Origin of the sequence: Helicobacter pylori (assembly GCF_003637685.1) — a bacterium.
Classification (GTDB): domain Bacteria; phylum Campylobacterota; class Campylobacteria; order Campylobacterales; family Helicobacteraceae; genus Helicobacter; species Helicobacter pylori_CJ.
In genome coordinates, this window is the sequence record NZ_MVWW01000001.1 from 215,892 (window position 1) to 238,309 (window position 22,418).

Consider the following 22,418-nt stretch of genomic DNA (forward strand, 5'->3'; position numbering starts at 1 on the left):
GGAATTTAATGAGAATTTTTTTTGTTATCATGGGACTTTTGTTATTTGGTTGCACGAGCAAGGTGCATGAGATGAAAAAAAGCCCTTGCACCTTGTATGAAAACAGGTTAAATCTCGCATGAGAGAAAAACCTTTCAACAGCGAGCAATTGATCTATTTAGAAGAGCTTTTAAGCCACCAAGAAAAGCATTTAGAAAAAAAGCTTTCTGGTTTTTCGGTAAGTGATTTGGACATGCAAAGCGTGTTTCGGCTGGAGAGGAACCGCTTGAAAATCGCTTACAAGCTCTTAGGCTTGATGAGTTTTATCGCTCTTATTTTAGCGATTGTTTTAATCAGCATTCTACCCTTACAAAAAACCGAACACCATTTCGTGGATTTTTTAAACCAGGACAAGCATTACGCCATTATCCAAAGAGCGGATAAAAGCATTTCCAGTAATGAAGCGTTGGCTCGTTCGCTCATTGGGGCGTATGTGTTAAACCGAGAGAGCATTAACCGCATTGACGATAAATCGCGCTATGAATTGGTGCGCTTGCAAAGCAGTTCTAAAGTGTGGCAACGCTTTGAAGATTTGATTAAAACGCAAAACAGCATTTATGCGCAAAGCCATTTAGAAAGAGAAGTCCATATTGTCAATATTGCGATCTATCAGCAAGACAATAACCCCATTGCGAGCGTGTCCATTGCGGCTAAACTAACGAACGAAAACAAGCTCGTGTATGAAAAGCGTTATAAAATCGTATTAAGCTATTTGTTTGACACCCCGGATTTTGATTACGCTTCCATGCCTAAAAACCCTACCGGCTTTAAAATCACCCGCTACAGCATCACTGAAATCGCGCCGACTAATAGGAATGATTGATGCGTAAGGTTTTATATGCCCTCATGGGCTTTTTGTTGGCTTTTAGCGCTTTAAAAGCCGATGATTTTTTAGAAGAAGCGAACGAAACAGCCCCAGCGCATTTAAACCACCCCATGCAGGATTTAAACGCCATTCAAGGGAGCTTTTTTGACAAAAACCGCTCCAAAATGTCCAACACTTTGAACATTGATTACTTTCAAGGGCAAACCTATAAAATCCGCTTGCGTTATGCGATGGCGACTTTATTGTTTTTTTCAAAACCCATTAGCGATTTTGTTTTAGGGGATAAGGTGGGCTTTGACGCGAAAATCTTAGAAAGCAACGATCGTATTTTACTCATCAAACCCCTACAAATTGGCGTGGATTCTAATATCAGCGTGATAGATAGTGAGGGCAAGATTTTTTCTTTCTATGTGTTTTCTACCACTTTCACCAGCTCCAAACACCCTAATTTGCAGGTTTTCATAGAAGATAAAAATTATTATTCTAACGCTTTTTTGAAGCCCCAAAAAGAAAATAAAGAAAATAAAGAAAATACCCTTGAAAACGCTCCCACAAACAACAAACCCTTAAAAGAAGAACCCTTAAAAGCAGAAAAAGAAGAAACTAAAGAAAAAGAAGAAGAGACTATAACTATTGGCGATAACACTAATGCGATGAAAATCGTTAAAAAAGACATTCAAAAAGGCTATAAGGCTCTAAAAAGCTCTCAAAGGAAATGGTATTGTTTGGGGATTTGTTCTAAAAAATCCAAACTCTCTTTGATGCCTAAAGAAATTTTTAACGACAAGCAATTCACTTATTTCAAATTTGACAAAAAATTAGCACTCTCTAAATTTCCGGTGATTTATAAGGTCGTTGATGGCTATGATAACCCGGTGAATACAAGGATTGTGGGCGATTACATTATCGCTGAAGACGTTTCTACTAAATGGACTTTAAGGCTGGGTAAGGACTATTTGTGTATCCGTTTTATAAAAAAGGCTAGAGATGAATAAGTGGCTTAAGGGGGCACTTGTTTTTGTGGGGGGTTTTGCAACGATTACAACCATTTCTTTAGTCTATCATCAAAAGCCAAAAGCCCCCTTAAATAACCAGCCTAGCCTTTTAAATGACGATGAGGTGAAATACCCCTTACAGGATTACACCTTCACTCAAAACCCACAGCCAACCAACACAGAAAGCTCCAAAGACGCTACCATCAAAGCCTTACAAGAACAGCTCAAAGCCGCTTTAAAAGCCCTAAACTCCAAAGAAATGAATTATTCCAAAGAAGAAACTTTTAAGAGCCCTCCCATGGATCCAAAAACAAATATAACCCCCTCTAAAAAAGATTTTTCTCTAAAGCAATTAGATTTACTAGCCTCTCGCATCACCCCTTTCAAACAAAGCCCTAAAAATTACGAAGAAAACCTGATTTTCCCCATGGATAACCCTAAAGGCATTGATGGTTTTACTAACCTTAAAGAAAAAGACATCGCCACTAATGAAAACAAGCTTCTACGCACCATTACGGCTGACAAAATGATACCCGCCTTTTTGATCACGCCCATTTCTAGCCAGATCGCTGGTAAAGTCATCGCGCAAGTGGAGAGCGATATTTTCGCTCACATGGGCAAAGCCGTCTTAATCCCCAAAGGCTCTAAAGTCATAGGCTATTACAGCAACAATAACAAAATGGGCGAATACCGCTTGGATATTGTATGGAGTCGCATCATCACTCCCCATGGGATTAATATCATGCTCACTAACGCTAAGGGGGCGGATATTAAAGGCTATAACGGATTAGTGGGGGAATTGATTGAAAGGAATTTCCAACGCTATGGCGTGCCGTTACTGCTTTCTACGCTCACTAACGGCCTATTGATTGGGATCACTTCGGCTTTAAACAACAGAGGCAATAAAGAAGAAGCGACTAATTTCTTTGGGGATTATCTTTTAATGCAATTGATGAGGCAAAGCGGTATGGGGATCAATCAAGTGGTCAATCAAATTTTAAGAGACAAGAGCAAAATCGCCCCCATTGTGGTGATTAGAGAGGGAAGCAGGGTATTTATTTCGCCCAATACTGACATCTTCTTCCCTATACCCAGAGAGAATGAAGTCATCGCTGAGTTTTTGAAGTGACTCAAAAATGCCCAATTAAAAACGCTATAATAACCCTAAAAAACAAAAGAGAGCCTGACAGGAAAACCCATGAAAATTAAAAATATCTTACTGAGTGGGGGGAGTGGCAAACGCTTATGGCCTTTAAGCCGTAGCCTATACCCTAAGCAATTTTTAAAGCTTTTTAACCATAAAAGCTTGTTTGAATTGAGTTTTAAAAGAAACGCTTCCTTAGTAGATGAAACGCTCATTGTGTGCAATGAAAAGCATTATTTTTTAGCCCTAGAAGAAATAAAAAACGAAATCAAAAACAAAAGCGTGGGTTTTTTATTAGAGAGCTTGAGTAAAAACACCGCTAACGCCATTAGTTTGAGTGCTTTAATGAGTGATAAAGAAGATTTACTCATCGTTACGCCAAGCGATCATTTGATTAAAGACCTTCAAGCGTATGAAAATGCGATAAAAAAAGCGATTAATTTAGCCCAAGAAGGCTTTTTAGTCACTTTTGGAGTGAGTATTGACAAGCCCAACACGGAGTTTGGGTATATTGAAAGCCCTAACGCTCTAGATGTCAAGCGTTTCATTGAAAAGCCAAGCCTAGAAAAAGCGATAGAGTTTCAAAAAAGCGGAGAGTTTTATTTCAATAGCGGCATGTTTGTTTTCCAAGCGGGCGTTTTTTTAGACGAATTAAAAAAGCATGCCCCTACTATTTTAAAGGGGTGCGAAAGAGCGTTTGAATCTTTAGAAAACGCGTATTTTTTTGAACAAAAGATCGCGCGTTTGAGTGAAAAGAGCATGCAAGATTTAGAAGATGTGAGCGTGGATATTGCTTTAATGCAGCAAAGCCACAAAATCAAAATGGTAGAATTGAACGCCAAATGGAGCGATTTAGGGAATTTTAACGCCCTTTTTGAAGAAGCGGCTAACGAGCCTAAAGAAAATGTCAGCCTGAATCAAACGCCTGTTTTTGCCAAAGAGAGCGAGAATAATTTAGTGTTTTCTCATAAAGTGAGCGCTCTTTTAGGCGTTGAGAATTTAGCGGTTATTGACACTAAAGACGCTCTTTTAATCGCCCATAAAGACAAGGCTAAGGATTTAAAAGCTTTAGTGAGCGAGATAGAAATAAATAACCAAGAATTGTTGCAAACGCACACTAAAGTGTATCGCCCTTGGGGGAGCTATGAAGTCTTGCATGAGAGCGGTTGTTACAAGGTTAAGATTTTAGAAGTCAAACCAAACGCTAGGCTTTCTTTACAAAAGCATTTCCACAGGAGCGAACACTGGGTGGTGATTAGCGGGATGGCAAGCGTGGAATTGGATCACCAATCGTTTGAATTGCAAGCTAATGAGTCCACTTATATCCCTAAAAACACCCTACACCGCTTGGCTAATTACGGCAAAATCCCTTTAATCATCATAGAAGTTCAAGTGGGCGAGTATGTCGGCGAAGACGATATTGTAAGGATTGATGACGATTTTAACAGACAAAATCAAAACGCCTAGTGAAAAAATTTAATAAATAAAATTTAATAAAGGAACAATAATGAAAGAAAAAATCGCTTTGATCACTGGGGTTACCGGGCAAGATGGGAGCTATCTGGCTGAATACTTGCTGAATTTGGGCTATGAAGTGCATGGGTTAAAAAGGCGCTCTTCTAGCATCAACACTTCTAGGATCGATCATCTGTATGAAGATTTGCACAGCGAACACAAGAGGCGTTTTTTCTTACACTATGGGGATATGACCGATAGCTCTAATCTCATCCATTTAATCGCTACCACTAAGCCTACAGAGATTTATAATTTAGCCGCTCAAAGCCATGTGAAAGTCTCTTTTGAAACCCCCGAATACACCGCTAACGCTGATGGTATTGGCACGCTAAGGATTTTAGAGGCCATGCGGATTTTAGGCTTAGAAAAGAAAACACGATTCTATCAAGCCAGCACGAGCGAATTGTATGGCGAAGTCTTAGAAACCCCACAAAATGAAAACACCCCCTTTAACCCACGAAGCCCCTATGCGGTCGCTAAAATGTATGCCTTTTACATCACCAAAAATTACAGAGAGGCTTATAATTTGTTTGCGGTTAATGGCATTCTTTTTAACCATGAGAGTAGGGTAAGGGGCGAAACTTTTGTAACCCGTAAAATCACACGAGCCGCTAGCGCGATAGCGTATAACTTAACGGATTGCTTGTATTTAGGGAATTTAGACGCTAAAAGGGACTGGGGGCATGCTAAAGATTATGTGAAAATGATGCATTTAATGCTCCAAGCACCCATTCCACAAGATTATGTGATCGCTACAGGAAAGACCACAAGCGTGCGCGATTTTGTGAAAATGAGCTTTGAATTTATCGGTATCAATTTAGAATTTCAAAATACAGGGATTAAAGAAATCGGTTTGATTAAAAGCGTTGATGAAAAAAGAGCGAACGCTTTAAACTTAAACTTAAGCCATTTAAAAACAGGCAAAATCGTGGTACGCATAGATGAGCGCTATTTTAGGCCTACTGAAGTGGATTTGCTCTTAGGCGATCCCACTAAGGCTGAGAAAGAGCTAGGCTGGGTTAGGGAATACGATTTAAAAGAGTTAATTAAGGACATGTTAGAATACGATTTAAAAGAATGCCAGAAAAACCTTTACTTGCAAGATGGGGGCTATATTTTAAGGAATTTTTATGAATGAGATTATTTTAATCACCGGCGCCTATGGCATGGTGGGGCAGAACACGGCGTTGTATTTTAAAAAAAATAAGCCTGATGTTACTTTACTCACCCCTAAAAAGAGCGAATTGTATTTGTTAGATAAGGACAACGTTCAAGCCTATTTGAAAGAATACAAACCTACAGGCATTATCCATTGCGCCGGGAGAGTGGGGGGCATTGTCGCTAACATGAACGATCTTTCAACTTACATGGTTGAGAATTTACTCATGGGCTTGTATCTTTTTTCTAGCGCTTTGGATTTGGGCATCAAAAAAGCCATTAATCTGGCGAGCTCTTGCGCTTATCCTAAATTCGCCCCTAACCCTTTAAAAGAGAGCGATTTATTGAACGGCTCTTTAGAGCCAACGAATGAGGGCTACGCTTTAGCCAAACTTTCTGTGATGAAGTATTGCGAATACGTGAGCACTGAAAAGGGCGTTTTTTATAAAACCTTAGTGCCTTGCAACCTTTATGGCGAGTTTGACAAGTTTGAAGAAAAAATAGCGCACATGATACCAGGGCTTATTGCTAGGATGCACACCGCTAAATTAAAAAATGAAAAAAATTTTGCGATGTGGGGCGATGGCACGGCCAGAAGAGAATACCTAAACGCTAAAGATTTAGCGAGGTTCATCGCTCTCGCTTATGAGAGTATCGCTCAAATGCCTAGCGTGATGAATGTCGGCTCTGGCGTGGATTACAGCATTGAAGAGTATTATGAAATGGTCGCTCAGGTTTTAGACTATAAGGGCGTGTTTGTTAAAGACTTGTCTAAACCAGTGGGCATGCAGCAAAAACTTATGGATATTTCCAAACAAAAGGCTTTAAAATGGGAATTAGAAATCCCTTTAGAGCAGGGCATCAAAGAAGCTTATGAATATTATTTGAAGCTTTTAGAGGTTTGAAATAAAATCAAGGATCTTATAGAGCTATAAAAACGCTCCGCCATTAGGCGTTAGGCTGGCGATTTTACGATATTGCGATCACAAATTCGCTTCAAAAAGCTTGAGCCATTAAAAGGGTTTGGTCGCTTCGCTCTCAATCTCAAGCGCTTTCAAAAAATAAGGCGTGTTAACGCTTTAATTTTTCATAAAGAGCTAGGGAGTGGGGGAAAGTGGGGGCTTTTTCTATGAGATTAACCACCGCTTGCTTTGCATAAAAAATAAACTCCCAAAGGGCTATGACAATAATTTCTAAATTGTATTGTCTGCTTTAGATTGTTAGTTTGTTTTTATTTTGTAGAAATCATGACATCATTTTCTAGCAAATGTAAAATCAAGTCTCTTTATCGGTCTTAACGCTAATTTCTTTGATATGCTGACAAAACGATGGAAGAATGCGAAACTCATAACTATTGCCAAATCCTAGTTTTCTCTCAATCCTACTGATTCCACCACAATCCCCACGATTGATTTTTGCGCTCAATATAGTGATATCATCAACATTTGAAATGATGTCTATCCAATAAAGACCGTGACCGTACCTACTGAAAGTTACTTCTATGTCTATTGGTGGTTTTTCACTACCACTACACTCCACAAAAAACACAGCAAACCCAAAAATGACCGCTAATATCAAGCCCGCTTTTTTATAACCCGCCACTAACACCCTCTTATTGCAAGTTTTCTCTCAAATGCCTTGAGTATAGTAGACTTAGACTTAGCTTAAGCGGACTCTAAACCATTTTTAGGGCAGGCTTAAAACGATTAAAAATGACGTCGTGTCAACAAATCCTAGGCAATAATTCGCCCTCTGGCACCTCTAAAAGCCTTTCAAAACCCCATGCGTTCTTTAAAACCACGCTAGGATAAGGGTTTTCAAACACTCCGCCAATCACACAAGCGTTTTTGGCTTTCTCATTACTTTTTAAAATTTCTAAGGCTTTAGGGGCGTCTTTTTGATTGAGCGCTAAAACAAACACCCCCTCATTGGCTAGCGTGTAGGGTTCTAGCCCTAAAATCTCACAAATCCCTTTAGTTTCTTCTTTTAAGGGGATTTTTTCTTCTTCTATGACGATTTTCACTCTAGAGCTGTTCGCCCATTCGTTCAGCACGCTCGCTAACCCGCCCCTAGTCGCATCTCTTAAAGCATCAATTTTGAGATCGCTTAAAAATAGGGGTTTTAATAAGGGATAGAGCAGTTGGCAATCGCTTTCTAGATTCGTTTTAAGCTTGATTTCATTACGCATCGCAAACAAGCTTGCCCCATGATTGGCGATCGTGTCGCTTAGGATAATGGCTTGGTCTTGTTGTAAATGGCGCGAAGAAATCCCTGGCTTGATGATTTTGCCAATACAAGTTGTGTTGATAAAAAGCTTATCCACGCTCCCCTTTGGCACGACTTTAGTGTCTAGGGAGAGGAGTTTTAGGTTGGCTTTAAACAATTCTTTTTGTATGGATTGTAAAATTTGCTTTAAAAGAGGGATTTCTAAGCCTTCTTCTAAAATAAAACCCATATTCAAATACAAAGGTTCGCCCCCTTGCACGCTCACATCATTCGCGCTCCCGCAAACGCAAAGCTTGCCTATATCGCCTCCATTAAAAATTAAGGGCGTGATGACAAAACTATCCGTGCTTACGCAATATTCCCCACTAGCTTCAAATTTAGGGGCGTCTTCATCAAACGCAATAATGAATTCTTTTAAATAGGGCATAAAAACCCGCTCAATTAAAGCGTTTGTTTCTTTCCCTCCGTTCCCACATGCCAGAGTTACGCTATCCATTTTTATCCTTTTTTGATGATTGTAGGGTTGAAATACGCCATTAAGGCTTGACCGACAGGGATACTGCTGTCATTGGGGGGGAAATGCTTGTGGAAAAAATACTCCCTTTGAAGTTTTTTGAATCGCTTGGCTAATTGTTCGCACAACAATTGGTTGCAAAACACGCCCCCACTGCACACCACCGCATGCTCTTTAAAAGGCGCAATCAAAGCGGTAATGATTTCTACTAAGCTGTTAAAAAATTTCTTAGCGATGCGCTCAGGTTCTAAAACGCCCAAATCCTTTTCAAACGCTTGATAAAATTCTTTCAAACCCACCACGCTGTTTTTGATTTCAAAAGGATAAAATGCGATCTCATCGCTTTGTAAGGCTAGATTTTCTAAAACCTGCCCGCTCTCGGCTTCAAAACTAATCGTTCCCACTAAATCCAAACTAAACGCTACTATATCAAACAAACGCCCTATGGAATTGGTAGCGACGCTTTGAATTTTTTTGTCATGCATTTGTTTAAAAATTTCTAATTCGTCTTCTTTAAAATGCTTTTGAACGCGTTTTAAAAGCTTGTTGAGTTGGTGTTTTAAAGCGATTTCTAAAACCAGGCGTTTAGGCTCTTTGATCGCTTTTTGCCCCCCTAAAAGCCAAAATTCTTCAAACCTAGCCACTTCTTCAATGCGTTCAAAATCCCCCACAAAACATTCCGCCCCATAAATCTTATTGTCATAAGCCCCACTCCCATCCCAGACAATACCTATAAAGGGGTGGTTTAAATGCGGATCTTGTAATAATGCGTCTAAGACGCTCGCTAAAAAGTGGGCATGGTGGTGCTGGACTTGCAATAAAGGCGTATTAAATTCAAAAGCCATTTGAGTAGTGGTGTAGTTTTGATGCTTATCGCAAGCTAAGAGCGTGGGCTTGAAATCATAGGTTTTTAAGAAAAAATTCAAGGTTTCTTTAAAGTGTTTTTCATTTTCTAAAACGCTCAAATCCCCACAAAAAGGCGAGAGCAAGACAACGGAAGTTTCGCTATCTAATAAGCTAAAATGCCCTTTTTGCTCCGCTCCAAGTGCTAAAATCTTTTTTGGCGGATGGTTAGAGCGTTTGGGCAAAGTGAGGTAAAGGGGGGCAAACCCCCTAGCCAAACGCATGGGGCGAATGGCATTATCCACGCGTTGCGCGATACTATCATCGATCCTGTGGATGATAGCGCGATTGTGCGTGAGCTTAAAATCAAAAATAAAATGAAGCGAATCGATCTCTTTTTCATCGCTCGCTAAAGGGAGGGAGTTGAAATTCGCGCTCGTGAATACAATAGGGAAGTCCAATAAATCCAATAATAAAGCATGCAAAGGGGTATAGGGCAAGATAACGCCATAAAAAGGGGAGTTTTTAGCGATATTGGGGGCTAATTGGGTGTCAGGTTTTTTACGCGCCAAAAGAATGGGGGCACTTATCGAACTCAAGCTTTCGCATTCTAACGCGTTCAAAAACGCATGCTGTTTGGCCGCATTTAAGTCTTTAAACATGAGCGCGAAAGGCTTTAGGGGGCGTTTTTTTAAAAGCCGTAATCTTTCTATGGTTTGAAAATTCCTCGCATCGCACAAGAGAGCAAAGCCTCCCAAACCTTTAAGAGCGATGATTTTACCCTTTTGAATGTCTTTAGCGCATTCTAAAAGAGCGTCATCATTTTTGAATCGCTTATAAGTGAGTGCGATACCGCACTTTTTGCAGCTGATGCCTTGAATGTGGAAGCGTTTGTTATGAGCGTCTTTATAAACGGATGCGCAAAATCCGCAGAGCTTGAAAGGTTTTAGGGCGGAATTTTCTCTGTCATAGGGCATGGCGTTTAAAAGGCTGTATCTCGCCCCGCATTTCGCACAAGAATTGAAAGCGTAATAAAAATAAGGGGAGTTTTTATCTCTAATCTCGCGCAAGCAATCCTTGCACACGCCTAAATCTTTAGGGATTTGACTGAGCAGATTTAAAGGGTGGTTCTTGCTTTCTAAAATCCTAAAATCATTGAAATGAAGCGCCTTATCATAAGGGCTAATAGTGATTTTTTCCACCAACGCTAAAGGGGGTAATCCCTTTTTTAGGGCGTTTAAAAAAGATTCTGTTTTATGAGCGGGCAAGATGATTTCTAAAGCCGCTTGGGTGTTACGCACAAAGCCTACAAGCTCTAATTTTTGAGCCAGGGTATAAATAAAAGGGCGCATGCCCACGCCTTGAACCACGCCAAAAAGTGTGATTTGATTCAATAAAGCTGCATCGTTACACAATGCAAACTCCCATGCTGTTTGATTAAAGTATTACAATCAATTCCTATCACTTCTAGGGGCGTGTGTTGTCTTAAGGTTTCTAAAATGAGCGCGTCTTTAGGGTCGTTGTAGGTGGGGACGATTAAAGCGCTATTGCATAATAAAAAATTCACATAAGTTGCCGGCAAGCGTTGTTGGTTTGTATCAAAAATGGCTTTGGGGATTTCTAGGGGGATGAGTTTATAAGGCGTGCCGTCTAGTTTTTTAAAGGTTTTTAATTCTTCTTGCATTTTTTTTAAGGCTGTGTAATGTTCATCGTTTTCATCCTCGCATGCGCTATAAACAATAGTATCTTTATCTAAAAAACGAGCGAGCGTGTCGGTATGGCTATCGGTATCATCGCCTTTGAGATAGCCATAAGAATACCACAGCACTTGTTTAGCCCCTAATTCCTTTTTAAGCATGTTTTCTATTTCATTTTGATTCAAATGGGGGTTACGATTTTTTTCTAGCAGGCATTGGGTGTTGGTTAAAATGCTCCCGGCCCCATCGCTTTCTATGCTCCCGCCCTCTAAAACATAGGGCATCGTTTTTAAAGGGTGTTTTAAAAACCCTAAATGTTTGAGCTTGAAATTCACTAAATTGTCTAAATTGGACGGGTATTTTAACCCCCAGCCATTAAAACCAAAATCTAAGCACTCTAAAACGCCATGATTTTCAATACTAATCGCTCCAAAATCCCTAGCCCATGTGTCGTTAGTGTCGACCTTTGCGATCTCTACACCGGGTAAGTTTTTAAGCGTTTCATAACCGATAGTGTCGTTAGTGTGGACGCACACTAGCACTTTAGCGTGTTTGGCTATGGTTTGAATGATATTTAAAAAGCTCTCCCTAGCTTCTTTGATACAATACGCCCAGTCGCCAAACTCATGGGGGAACGCCATTAAAATCGCTTGGATTTTTTCAAACTCCGCTAACATTCTTTTCATTAAAAATATCCTTTTAAATAACTATAACACAATCTCATTGCGTTTTTAAAACAAATTCAAACGCTTTTGTGCGGTTTGAAAATATTCTTTTTCTGATTCTATACCGATAAAGTTTCGCTTTAAATTCTTGCACGCTAAGCCGGTGGTGCCGCTCCCCATGAAAGGATCTAGCACGATGTCATTGGGGTTTGTGTGGATGGAAATGATTTTTTCCATTAAGGCTAGGCTTTTTTGCGTGGGGTGTTTGACTCTTTCAAGACCGCTCACCACAGGGCTTTTTAAGATCAAGGGCCGTAAATATTTTTCATTTTTGGGTTTGTTAAACACCCATTTGGCTTTCTTTTTAACCGCCCACAGGGCAAATTCCGTGTCTTGGACATAGCGCCGGTGGATGTTTCTTGGCATGGGATTAGTTTTAACCCATTGGATAAAGTCTTTGACTACAAAGCCGTTGTCTTCTAAAAAATCAGCGATATAGCTTATAAACCTGTAAGAGCAAAAAATCACCATGCAGCCGTTTGGATTGACTAATGGGGCGTAGCGCGCGATCCATTCTAAAAGCTTGAAATTTTTATCCCATTCCCCAAAATCTATGCCTTGCCTTTTAGCGCTCTTTAGGGTGGAAAAATTGTTTTTAACCGAAATGTTGTAAGGAGGGTCTGTGATGATCGCATCCACTTTTAAATTTTGCTGGTAAAAATCTTTGATGATTTCAAAAGCGTCCGCATGATAAATTTGTATCATTTTCTTAAGCTTTTTAAGATCGCTTTGCCTAAGGCTAGGGCTAGAAGAGAAGGCACAGCGTTACCGATTTGCTTGCAAACGCTCGTTTTATTGCCATAAAAAATATAATTATCGCTAAAACTTTGTATCCTGGCGGCTTCTCTGGGCGTGATAGAGCGGTGCAATTCAGGGTGGGAGTTGGTGCCATTGCTTGGCGTGTCAAAGCGTGTGTCTATGGTGGGGCTGATTTTATTCCAATTTAAGCGCCCCCATGTGCTTTTGAATTGCTGTTTGCCATGCAAGTTTTTGGGCAAGCATTCTTTGCCTTGCTCTTTATTGATGAGCTTTAATTTCTCTAAAGCGGCTTGCGAGTGGTTGGTGGCTTGGTGGTTGTATAATTTAGGGCTATCTTTTCGCATTAAAGCTTGATAATTGGATTGGATAGGGTTTAAATAGTCGCTCTCAAACGCCCCCTCATTAGAATGAAGATAAGCTAAATCGCTTATGGCCTCTTGAACGCTCACGCTTTGAGAAGGCTCTAAAAGATTGAAATCAAAACTAAAACGACTAGCCCCCACAATAAAAGCCCTCTCTCTGTTTTGAGGTACGCCATAATCTTTAGCGTTTAGGATTTGATAGCTCAATTGATACCCTAAAGCGTTCAACCTTTCTTTGATTTCTTCTAAAAAATAGCCTTTAGCGCAAGAGATTAAGTTTTTCACGTTTTCAATGATAAAAATTTCTGGCTTTATGGCTTTGACGATTTCTATATATCCTAAGAATAAAAAATTCCTAGGGTCTTTTAGCCCTAAATTTTTCCCTTTATTAGAAAAGCCTTGACAGGGAAGCCCGCCAATGATCATGTTGATTTTTAATTTTTTAGCCAGTTTGATGACTTTTTCTTTAATTTCAGCTTGAGTGATGTCCCCACAAACACCTATAGCGTTTTTATGGTTGTTTTCAAAAGTAATTAGGGCTTGTTTATCGCAGTCTAGCCCTATTAAAGCGTCAAACTCCTTTAAACGCTCTAACCCAGCGCTAAAACCCCCAGCCCCACAAAATAAATCTAAAATTTTATAATTCATTTCAAGCTTTCATAAACTCTATCAATAAGCGTTGGAAGATCATCGGTTTCAAAACGCAATTGCGCAAACTCTAAATTGTCTTTATTGCGTTTTAAAATCTTTCCAATCAAGCGTTTTTGAAACCCTTCTGCGCTAGCTCCCTTTTTTAAAGCCCTATGACAAGTAGGGCAAAGTTTAGTGAGGTTTTCTAAAACATCTAATTCTTGGTTTTTGCCTAAAGAAACCGCATGGTGTGTTTCAGTGTAGTAGGAATCAGATTTTTGAGTGATTTTGTATAAAGGTAAAGAAATGAAACTTCTTTCTTTAATGTCGTAATCACCGCAGCATGCGTTGCAAACATTAGGCGTTGAAATACGGTAAAAATTGATGATTTTGCTATCTCGTTTAAATTCCTCGCTCTTTTGAATGAATCCTAACTGCTCCCTTAATTTTTCAATGCTTTTATCATCTAAATCTTGTTGATAAACATTCTTCAAATAAAAATGAGCGCGTTCTGTAAAGCCATTACCATGATACTTTGTTGTTGGCGGGTAGCTTAATTTATGATAAATACCATCATAAATAAGGGTAGTTTTAAAAACATGATGAGCGATTCGCGCTTTATAGGGGTTAAACAGACCGATATGGTATAAATACCAATCCAAATAAATCCTGAATTGAGCGTTGCGTTGGTGAATGCCTTGTGCGTGTTCAGGTTGTAATTCCCTAAAGTTGAAATTCAGCGCTTCGCTAGGGATATTGAAAAAATCGATTAAATAATGGAATTTTTTAAACTCTAAAGGGCTATGAAAGAAGTAATCTAAAGTTAAAAAATTCCGTTGCGTATCAATGCTGCCCCTGCTTTCAAAAAAGCCGCTCAAAAAGCGTTTTTGATTGGGGGTCATTAAATTCATTAAATTAGAACGGTTAAAAAAGTCGTTGTCTATGAGCGAGTTTAAAAGTTTCTTATAAAAAGAGTTTTCGTCTAAATGCAAGTCGTTTTCTAAAATAAAAACAAAAGTTCCTTTGATTTTTGTAATGCTTTCTTGATTGAATCGCCAAATTGGATGCACGCTTAAAGTATTGAGAGCGTTTAAAACCTGTGCTTTGCTTTCTTCATAGTCAGGGATAAATTTTGAAGCCCTATAAGAGCACACCCCATAAATACAACCATTTTTAATTTGAAAACGGCTCAACAACACCCCTAAATTAAAGGGGTCAATATTGTCATTTAAAAAGCGAGAAACAAGCAACAACAACCTTTCATTTTTTAAAAGGATTATAAAATAACGCTCATTAGTTTTTGTTTAAAGGTTTTATCATACTGCTAACAGAGCATGATTTAAAAGAATCTCAATCTAAGCTCTCATCAAAGAGTTTTAAGTTAAAAGACTTACGATATTGAATAAGCGCATAATTGGATTTCTTGGGAGTGTCATTTAAATTTTTAAACACATCGTAGGGCTTTAGCATTTAAAAATAGGTTTGCAAAAGAATAAATCATATCAATTAACATGTGAGTTTTTTGACTCCATTTAAAAGAACACAAATTTAGGTATAAAGAAAACTTGTATCAAGCTTTATTGGAGTTATCCTGACCCAATACAATTTTAAAAAACAAGGAAATCATAAAAATTTTGAGAAACAAACAAGTCTTTTGTTATTGTTTCAAGCTTGTTTTTGCAAGCTTGGATAGCTAAATCGGAATTATCAATGCCTATAAATTTTCGTTGCAATAAAAACGCAGATTTTAAGGTTGTTCCAGAACCACAAAAGCAATCTAAAACAATACTATCTTTATTAGAAGAGGTTTTAATGATTAAATCTAATAATTGAGCGTTTTTTTCTGTAGGGTAGCTTGGATATTGTGGGTCTTTAAATTCCCAGATGTCTTGGACTCTTTTGCCAACTTGCTCTAAGGCATAAATTTTTTTCTAGGGTTATTATTGTTAGAGTATTCAATCAAACCTTCTTTGTCCCAACGCTCAAGTGTGGCAATATCAGTGCGCCAATGCCGCCCTTTTGGAGGCAGCATACCTTTAAATGCTTTGGAACATTCGCCATTTTCCACTTCTCCTGGAGCATGTATTGGAACGGTAGTGTAACGCCTTTTATCTTTGTCAATTTTAGGGAATCGTTTTTCTAAATCTTGTGGCGTATAAGGGATCTTAGGTTCGTTAAAAATGGGATTTTTTCCTTTAGAGTAAAATAAAATCATATCTTTTATGTTGCCATAGCCCATTCTTTTAAAATTTTTAGGATTGCACTTTATGCGTGTGATTTCATTTCTAAAGTTTTGTATGCCAAATATTTCATCTAACATTACCTTAACATAATGTCCTATCTTATAATCTGTATGCACATAGATAGAGCCTTGTTCTGAAAGTAATTCTTTAAGCAATACCAAGCGTTGCTTTAAAAATTCTATAAAATCCATACCCACTACTTTGTCGCTATAAGCAATATCACCATTCTTGGAATTACTGATTGTGGTTGCTCTACCATTTGTGATAGTAAAATGATTGTTTGTAGCAAATGGAGGGTCAATATATATTAAATCTATTCTTCCTTTTAGGTTTTTATCATTCAATAAAAAAAGTAGAGCGATTGTATTTTCTGCTTGTATTAATAAGTTTTGCATTTCTCTCATTTAAATTTGATATAAAAATTCTCGTAACACTAACGCACTCATAATATGATAGTTTCTAGAAGTAGTATCTAGCAATTTACGCATTTTATTATTGCTTTCAATATATAATACGCCATCTAAAATAGCTACTTTAATTGCTTTGATGTTGGGCGTTTCAATTGTGTTAATAGCGTCGTTGAATTGAGCGTTTTGGTGTCCTCCAAAATCAGTTAAAAATTTGGCTTCGCCAATAATATACTTTTTGTTAAACCTTGCCACAAAGTCTAGCTCTTTATGATGGTGATAATTTAAATGAGATTTGGCAAATTCTGCCATGATATTATCGCTTGCTCTTAAAATGGCATCGTTTTCATTCGCTATAAAATCATTTAAATCTACAGGCTCAACACCTAAAGATTTATTATTGATCCAATCTTTAAACATAGGACCGATTTGGCGGTTTGTTTCCTTTGGTTCACTGCATTTTTCAAAAATTTTTATTAAGCCCCATTTCATACAATCTCCCACAAATACGATTGATTGTTCTTGGATTGCGTTCTAAGGCACTTTTATCCCGTTTTAAATAAGCCATATAACTATCTTTAATAGGGAATAAATCTAAATTAAGCAATTCAGTTATTAAGGCTAAATTGTCTTTTCGTTTAAAATGATATTCAACATTAGACCAAATTTTTGAATCAATCTCTCTCAAACCTTCTGGAATTGTAGGATATACTTGAAACAAGTCATCCAAATAGGAGCGTTGATTAGCGTATTCTATGCTTAGCTTTGTCCAATAATTCACCAATTTAACCTTTTTGAAAATAGTTTCACTGCATGGATTGTAACAAAAATATTGCTTAAATTTCTAAAAACAATTTTAGGATAAGAAGTGTTTTTGATTGAAAAATAAGTTGTTAAATTTCGCTATTTTATCAAATAAATACGATCATTTTTAATTTGGAAACGGCTCAACAACACTCCCAAATTAAAAGGGTCAATATTGTCATTTAAAAAGTGAGAAACAAGCAACAATAACCTTTCATTTTTTAAAAGGATTATAAAATAGCGCTCATTAGTTTTGGTTTAAAGGTTTTAGAATTGATTATCTCATCATAGAGTATCGCCACTCAAATTTTGCCCTAGCCCCAGAAAATAAAGAAATATAGGTTAAGGTTTGATTAAAGGGCATAGGGGTTTTAGGGATTAAACCAAGCTCATTTGAAGCGTCTTAATGCCTCAAGCTCTCAATTTCTTTAAGCATGGTTTCAAAAGCCTCTTTAGTGCCTGCCCGCACGCTAGAAAACAAACTAAACACAACAATAGCTATGCTCGCTGCAATAAAGCCCGGGACGATTTCATAAATATCCAAAAAGCTTTTGCCAAATTTATCGTATAAAATCACCGTGCTAGCCCCAGAGAGCATGCCAGCAATCGCGCCAACGCGCGTCATTCTTGACCAAAAAAGCGAGAACAAAATCACAGAGCCAAAACTCGCGCCAAAGCCAGCCCATGCGTAACTCACGATGCTAAGGATGCTAGCGTTTTTATCCGTTGAAATGAAAAAAGCGATGCAAGCCACCCCTAAAACCGAAAGCCTAGAAATAACCATCACTAGTTTTTGCGGGGCGTTTTTGTTAAAAATTGTCGCATAGAAATCTTCAGCAATGGTAGAAGAGCTTACAAGCAGTTGCGAACTGGCTGTGCTCATCACCGCCGCTAAAATCGCGCTCAATAAAATGCCTGTGATCCAAGGGTTAAAGAGCAATTGACTCATCACAATGAAAATCTTTTCAGGGTCTTCTAAGCTCAAATCAAATTTATGCACATACGCAACGCCTAAAAGCCCCATAACGCATGCCCCAATCAAAGAAATAACCATCCAAGAAATCCCAATAGTGGTCGCTTTAGGCACATCTTTAATGGAGCGGATAGACATGAAGCGCACTAAAATATGAGGTTGCCCAAAATAGCCCAAGCCCCAAGCAAGGCTTGAAATAATGGCGACTACGCTAGAGCCTTGCAAGAAAGAAAGGTTTTCAGGCTTGATTTCTCTAATGATTTTAATCCCCTCTCCAATCCCGCCAAGATGGATTATCATAACGATCGGCACCACGATTAAAGCGCTCATCATCAAAAGCCCTTGAATCAAATCCGTCCAGCACACCGCCTTATACCCTCCTAAAAAGGTGTAAGAGACAATGATCAGCGTGCCAATGCTTAAAGCGTAGTTGTATTGGATGCCAAAGGTCGCTTCAAAGAGTTTGGCCCCACTCACAAGCCCTGAAGAAATGTAAAAAATAAAAAAGATCAAAATCACAAAAGCTGAAATCAAGCGCAAGATGTGTTTATCATCGCTAAAGCGCGTTTCAAAATAATCTGAAATGGTAATGGAATTAGCGATCACGCTCGTATAAATGCGTAAGCGTTTGGCCACAAAAACCCAGTTAATGAGCGCTCCCAAACTCAATCCTATGGCGATGTGTGAATTGATAAGCCCCCCCATATATAAAGCTCCCGGTAATCCCATTAAAAGCCACCCGCTCATATCGCTCGCCCCCGCGCTCAAAGCACTAATCACAGGGCCCATAGAGCGATCGCCTAAGAAATAATCTTCAGTCGTTTCATTTTGCTTGTAAAAATAAAAACCAATATAGAGCATTAACAGCGAATAAGCGACAAACATCGTAACAATAGGGGTGCTTAAAACAACATGTCCCATTTTGATCTCCTTATTTAATACAATATTTATTTTTCAGCACAGCATGATTTGTGGCAAGTGGGTTGCCTTAAAACCCTTGAGCCTAAATTCCCATAACGATGGTAAGAAATGCTAACCGATCGCTCTAAGTGGTAATACAGCAATTCAAAACGCCCGTTCAAGCATGGTTTGGCCGTGGCTAAAACCATCCCTAAAGCGCTCGCTTGCTTGTGCAATAAATCCAAACCGCTTTTTAAATAGCGGATACGATTGAAAGCATGCAATTTTTCGCTAAAAGCTTGCAAGCTTTCATAAATAATAGGGGCGTTTGCTCGGAGCGCTTTTAAGCATTCTAAAAAAAAGGTTAAATCCTTGTTCGTTCGCTCGTTTTCTATGCTGAGCGTTAAAGGGATTTGAGAAATTAAACACGCTAGAGCCACGCCTAACATATCGCTTAAAGTGTCCTTTTCGGTGATGCGATAGCCCACGCTTTTAACCTTAGTGTAGGAAAAGAGGTTGTCTTCGCCTCTGATTTTGACATAGTCTTTAGTTTGGCTGAATTCATGTTTATAATGATAGGCGTAGCTCTTTGCCATAAAAATCGCGCGTTTCAACTCATGCGTGTGTTCGTCATAGCCTTTTTGAGTTAAGTTTTCTAAGGCTTCGCTTAAGGGATTTTTTAGGGCGTGTTCATCTTCTTCATCTTGATGGATATTCACAAATTGCGTGATATAGTTAAAAATGCCCACTTTCCTCCCAAACCCCACAGCGGATTTTTTAATCCCCCCAAAAGGCTGGCGCAAAACGATCGCTCCTGTGGTGGGTTTGTTGATATAGATATTACCGGCTTCAATGCGATCTAAATAATATTCCCACTCCCTTTCGTCTAAAGACTCTAACGCGCTAGTCAGCCCGTAACCGGTAGAATTGACTATTTCTATCGCTTCGTCTAAATCTTGCGCTTTCATCACGGATAAAATGGGCGTAAAAAGCTCAGTTTGGTGCGTGAAATCGCCTTTTTTAGTGCCGTATTTGATGCTTGGTTTCATCAAATAGGGGTTATCATTCACAAAGCTTGCCGGGATTTCGTAATTTTCATAGCTTTTCAATTCATCTATGGCTTTGATGACTTTTTCATTAGGCTTGTCCGCTAGAGTGCCGATTTTGTTTTTGAAATCAAAAGGATCGCCCACGCTAAGGCTTAGGGTCGCATCTATCAAAGTCTTTTTGAAGTTCTCATCTTCATAGACTTCTTTTTCTAACACTAAAAGCGAAGTGGCAGAGCATTTTTGCCCCGAATTGCTAAAAGCTGAATGGATAACATTTTTAATCGCTTGGTCTCTGTCTGCCATTTTGCTCACAATGGTGGCGTTTTTACCGCCCGTTTCAGCGCTCAAGGCTAAAGTGGGGTTAGCCTCTAGCATTTTATAAGCGGTGTCTTCGCCCCCTGTTAAAATGGCAAACCTAATGCTTTCATCTTTTAAAAGATGCTCGCTAATATCACTCCCTTTAGAGGGCAAGTAAATGAGCGCATCTCTAGGCACGCCCGCATCCCAAAAGCACTCACAAAGCTTATAACCCGTTACGCTAGACAAACTTGAGGGCTTGTAAATCACCCGATTGCCAGCGGCTAGGGGGGCGGCGATAGTGCCTACAGAAATGCCCACAGGGAAATTCCATGGGGCAATGACCACGCCCACGCCTTTAGGGGTGAATTGGGTTTTTGTGTTTTGCTCTTGCAACACCCTTAAGCTATAAGGGTAAAACTCTAAAAAGTCAATGGCTTCGCTCACTTCAGCGTCCGTTTCAGCGAAAGTCTTACCCACTTCTAAAGCCGAAATCCCTATTAATTCGCCTCTCCTTTCTCTAAAAAGCTGGGCGGTTTGACTCAATAAGGCATGGATTTCTGTAAAGCTTTTTTGGCTGAAATGACTCTTATCGCTTTTAGCCACTTCTAGGGCTTTTAAAATCGCTTCCTTATCCGCTAAATGCACGCTGGCGATTTTTTTATGATGGATTTTATCAAAGACTTCTAAAGGGGTTAAATTAGGATCTTCAAACCTCCCATCCATTTCTGGGTAAAGCTCTAAAATAGGAGCGTTATGCATTTTCTCGCGTACTTTTTTAGCCCACTCTCGGTTGGCTTTTAAAATAAAATCGGTATCGCTTTCGTTTTTAAAGGAGTGGTTGGGGTAGGTGGTATGCCCGGTTTGTTTGGCGTTTCTATCTTGGGTCCTGTGGGTGGTATTGTCTAAAGTGGCGATTCCTTTAAGGCTGTTTAAAAAGCGTTGTTCTTGGTCTTTCCATTCGCTCGTGCCTACTTTGAGGTTGAAGAAAGCTTTCATGAAATTATCGCTTGAGGTGTTTTCATCTAGCCTCCTCACCAAGTAAGCGATCGCATTGTTAAAATGCGCTTCATCACACACCGGTGCATAAAGAATGAGTTTGTGCATCTCTTTTAATTCCTGGCTCGCTTGCAAGCTCATGCCCTCTAGCATTTCAAAACTAAAATGCTCCAACACAATAGGGTCATTAAGGGCATGGATGCGCGTATAAACATAAGCGATTTCAAAAATGTTATGGCTCGCTGCACCAATATGAATGTATTTATAATTGTCGCCCTCTAAAACAAAATCCAGCATTTTATTGTAATTAGAATCGGTGTCTTGCTTACTAGAAAATGTGGGTAACGCCCAATCTTTCATAGAAGCGATAGTCTCTTCGCTTTCCATGTTCGCTCCCTTAACAAAGCGGATTTTAATGGGCTTTACCCCTTTTAAAACCCTTTCTTTAGAAAAAGCGTGCAGTTTTTTCAAATACTCATAAGAATCAGGGATATAAGCTTGCAACACAATACCGGCGTTCAAATCAAATTTGGCGATAGATTCCATAAACGATTCCACCGTAAGCTCTAAATCCCTAAATTCCTCCATATCCAAGTTGATGAATTTAGGCATGCCTTGCTTTTTTTCTTCTTCTAAAGCTAAAGCATAAAGAGCGTCTAAGCGTTTGACAATCTCTTTTTTAGAGTATTCAAAATCAAGGATATTGATTTGAGAAAAAATCGTCGTGATTTTAATGGAAATGTATTGGATGTAGTTGGATTTTAAGGCTTGAGAGTATTTTTCAAAACGCGCATTAGCTTCTTCTTCGCCTAAAACTTCCTCGCCGATAAAATTCACATTCAAAATGATTTTTTCATTTTTTCTTTTTAAAATCCGCTCCTTCAATTGGCTCTCTTCTTGCTCTAAAACCATCGCTTTTGTGTCGCTTCTGATTTTATTGACAAAGAAAGGCACGCTCATATCAGGGAGCATTTTCCCAAAGCTTAAAAACCCCATTAAAAGCCATTTTTCAAACGAAGAAAAAATCTCACGGCTTTTGTATTTGTCTAAAACATGCTCAATCATTTCAAAGCGGGCTTTATTGTCTAGGCATCTAAAACTCCGATCCATAAGCTCTATGAGCATGACTTTGTTTTCAGGGTTGTTTAAAAGCTTTTGCATTTTAGAGTGGAACGCTTTTTCTTGATCGCTCAAATGACTACTGATACTATCTTGCAGTTTTTTAGCTAATTCTAATGAATCGTCAATGATTTTTTGCATGAGCTTACCTTTTATTTAAGAATTTGGCTTGATTGTAGCATGTTTTAAGCTGG

Annotated in this window: 16 protein-coding genes and 4 pseudogenes; 7 read left to right on the plus strand and 13 right to left on the minus strand. The window is 38.9% G+C overall.

Features of this window, described 5'->3' with window-relative positions; all coding sequences use genetic code 11:
- The first annotated feature begins 8 nt into the window (after positions 1–8).
- From EAL44_RS01065 to EAL44_RS01095, 7 genes are all read left to right on the plus strand, one after another.
- On the plus strand, positions 9–122 hold the full coding sequence (locus EAL44_RS01065) for a hypothetical protein (protein ID WP_001217870.1): 114 nt from the start codon (positions 9–11) through the stop codon (positions 120–122).
- A complete protein-coding gene (locus tag EAL44_RS01070) occupies positions 119–862 on the plus strand; it encodes a VirB8 family type IV secretion system protein (RefSeq protein ID WP_121073758.1) in 744 nt (247 codons plus the stop codon). The genes EAL44_RS01065 and EAL44_RS01070 overlap by 4 nt, the downstream gene beginning before the upstream one ends.
- Positions 862–1,860: a TrbG/VirB9 family P-type conjugative transfer protein gene (locus EAL44_RS01075; protein ID WP_121073761.1), complete on the plus strand. Its 999-nt coding sequence runs from the start codon at positions 862–864 to the stop codon at positions 1,858–1,860. The genes EAL44_RS01070 and EAL44_RS01075 overlap by 1 nt, the downstream gene beginning before the upstream one ends.
- Entirely contained in the window at positions 1,853–2,989 is a 1,137-nt protein-coding gene (locus EAL44_RS01080; RefSeq protein ID WP_121073764.1) for a DNA type IV secretion system protein ComB10, read from the plus strand. Before EAL44_RS01075 ends, EAL44_RS01080 begins: the two co-directional genes overlap by 8 nt.
- Positions 2,990–3,058: 69 nt before the next feature.
- Complete coding sequence (locus EAL44_RS01085; RefSeq protein WP_121073767.1) at positions 3,059–4,471, plus strand: mannose-1-phosphate guanylyltransferase/mannose-6-phosphate isomerase; 1,413 nt, start codon at positions 3,059–3,061, stop codon at positions 4,469–4,471.
- A gap of 40 nt (positions 4,472–4,511) precedes the next feature.
- Positions 4,512–5,657, plus strand: a complete 1,146-nt coding sequence (gene gmd / locus EAL44_RS01090; protein ID WP_121073770.1) for a GDP-mannose 4,6-dehydratase — start codon at positions 4,512–4,514, stop codon at positions 5,655–5,657.
- Positions 5,650–6,582, plus strand: coding sequence for a GDP-L-fucose synthase family protein (locus tag EAL44_RS01095; protein ID WP_121073773.1), 933 nt, complete (start codon positions 5,650–5,652; stop codon positions 6,580–6,582). Before gmd ends, EAL44_RS01095 begins: the two co-directional genes overlap by 8 nt.
- Before the next feature lie 50 nt (positions 6,583–6,632).
- Here EAL44_RS01095 and EAL44_RS07925 read toward each other — a convergent pair.
- From EAL44_RS07925 to EAL44_RS01160, 13 genes and pseudogenes are all read right to left on the minus strand, one after another.
- Positions 6,633–6,735, minus strand: a pseudogene (locus tag EAL44_RS07925) (anthranilate synthase component I).
- A 217-nt stretch (positions 6,736–6,952) separates the two neighbouring features.
- Positions 6,953–7,279, minus strand: coding sequence for a hypothetical protein (locus EAL44_RS07820; RefSeq protein WP_162970308.1), 327 nt, complete (start codon positions 7,277–7,279; stop codon positions 6,953–6,955).
- A gap of 121 nt (positions 7,280–7,400) precedes the next feature.
- Positions 7,401–8,399: a hydrogenase expression/formation protein HypE gene (hypE, locus tag EAL44_RS01105; protein WP_121073776.1), complete on the minus strand. Its 999-nt coding sequence runs from the start codon at positions 8,397–8,399 to the stop codon at positions 7,401–7,403.
- A gap of 2 nt (positions 8,400–8,401) precedes the next feature.
- Positions 8,402–10,654, minus strand: a complete 2,253-nt coding sequence (gene hypF / locus EAL44_RS01110; protein WP_121073779.1) for a carbamoyltransferase HypF — start codon at positions 10,652–10,654, stop codon at positions 8,402–8,404.
- A complete protein-coding gene (locus EAL44_RS01115) occupies positions 10,651–11,643 on the minus strand; it encodes an agmatine deiminase family protein (protein ID WP_121073782.1) in 993 nt (330 codons plus the stop codon). The genes hypF and EAL44_RS01115 overlap by 4 nt, the downstream gene beginning before the upstream one ends.
- A 45-nt stretch (positions 11,644–11,688) precedes the next feature.
- Positions 11,689–12,387, minus strand: coding sequence for a DNA-methyltransferase (locus EAL44_RS01120; protein ID WP_121073785.1), 699 nt, complete (start codon positions 12,385–12,387; stop codon positions 11,689–11,691).
- The gene (locus EAL44_RS01125; RefSeq protein WP_121073788.1) at positions 12,384–13,451 is read right to left on the minus strand and encodes a DNA cytosine methyltransferase; all 1,068 of its coding nucleotides are present in this window, start codon (positions 13,449–13,451) and stop codon (positions 12,384–12,386) included. The genes EAL44_RS01120 and EAL44_RS01125 overlap by 4 nt, the downstream gene beginning before the upstream one ends.
- Complete coding sequence (locus EAL44_RS01130) at positions 13,448–14,683, minus strand: HNH endonuclease (protein ID WP_121073791.1); 1,236 nt, start codon at positions 14,681–14,683, stop codon at positions 13,448–13,450. The genes EAL44_RS01125 and EAL44_RS01130 overlap by 4 nt, the downstream gene beginning before the upstream one ends.
- A gap of 357 nt (positions 14,684–15,040) precedes the next feature.
- Positions 15,041–16,071: pseudogene (locus EAL44_RS01140) on the minus strand (site-specific DNA-methyltransferase).
- 9 nt (positions 16,072–16,080) lie between these two features.
- A pseudogene (locus tag EAL44_RS01145) lies at positions 16,081–16,864 on the minus strand (restriction endonuclease).
- 134 nt (positions 16,865–16,998) lie between these two features.
- Positions 16,999–17,091: pseudogene (locus EAL44_RS08095) on the minus strand (type II DNA modification enzyme (methyltransferase)); the annotation flags it as partial.
- Between the two features lie 199 nt (positions 17,092–17,290).
- A complete protein-coding gene (gene putP, locus EAL44_RS01155) occupies positions 17,291–18,781 on the minus strand; it encodes a sodium/proline symporter PutP (protein ID WP_121073798.1) in 1,491 nt (496 codons plus the stop codon).
- Between the two features lie 26 nt (positions 18,782–18,807).
- Positions 18,808–22,365: a bifunctional proline dehydrogenase/L-glutamate gamma-semialdehyde dehydrogenase gene (locus tag EAL44_RS01160; protein ID WP_121073801.1), complete on the minus strand. Its 3,558-nt coding sequence runs from the start codon at positions 22,363–22,365 to the stop codon at positions 18,808–18,810.
- Positions 22,366–22,418: the final 53 nt, after the last annotated feature.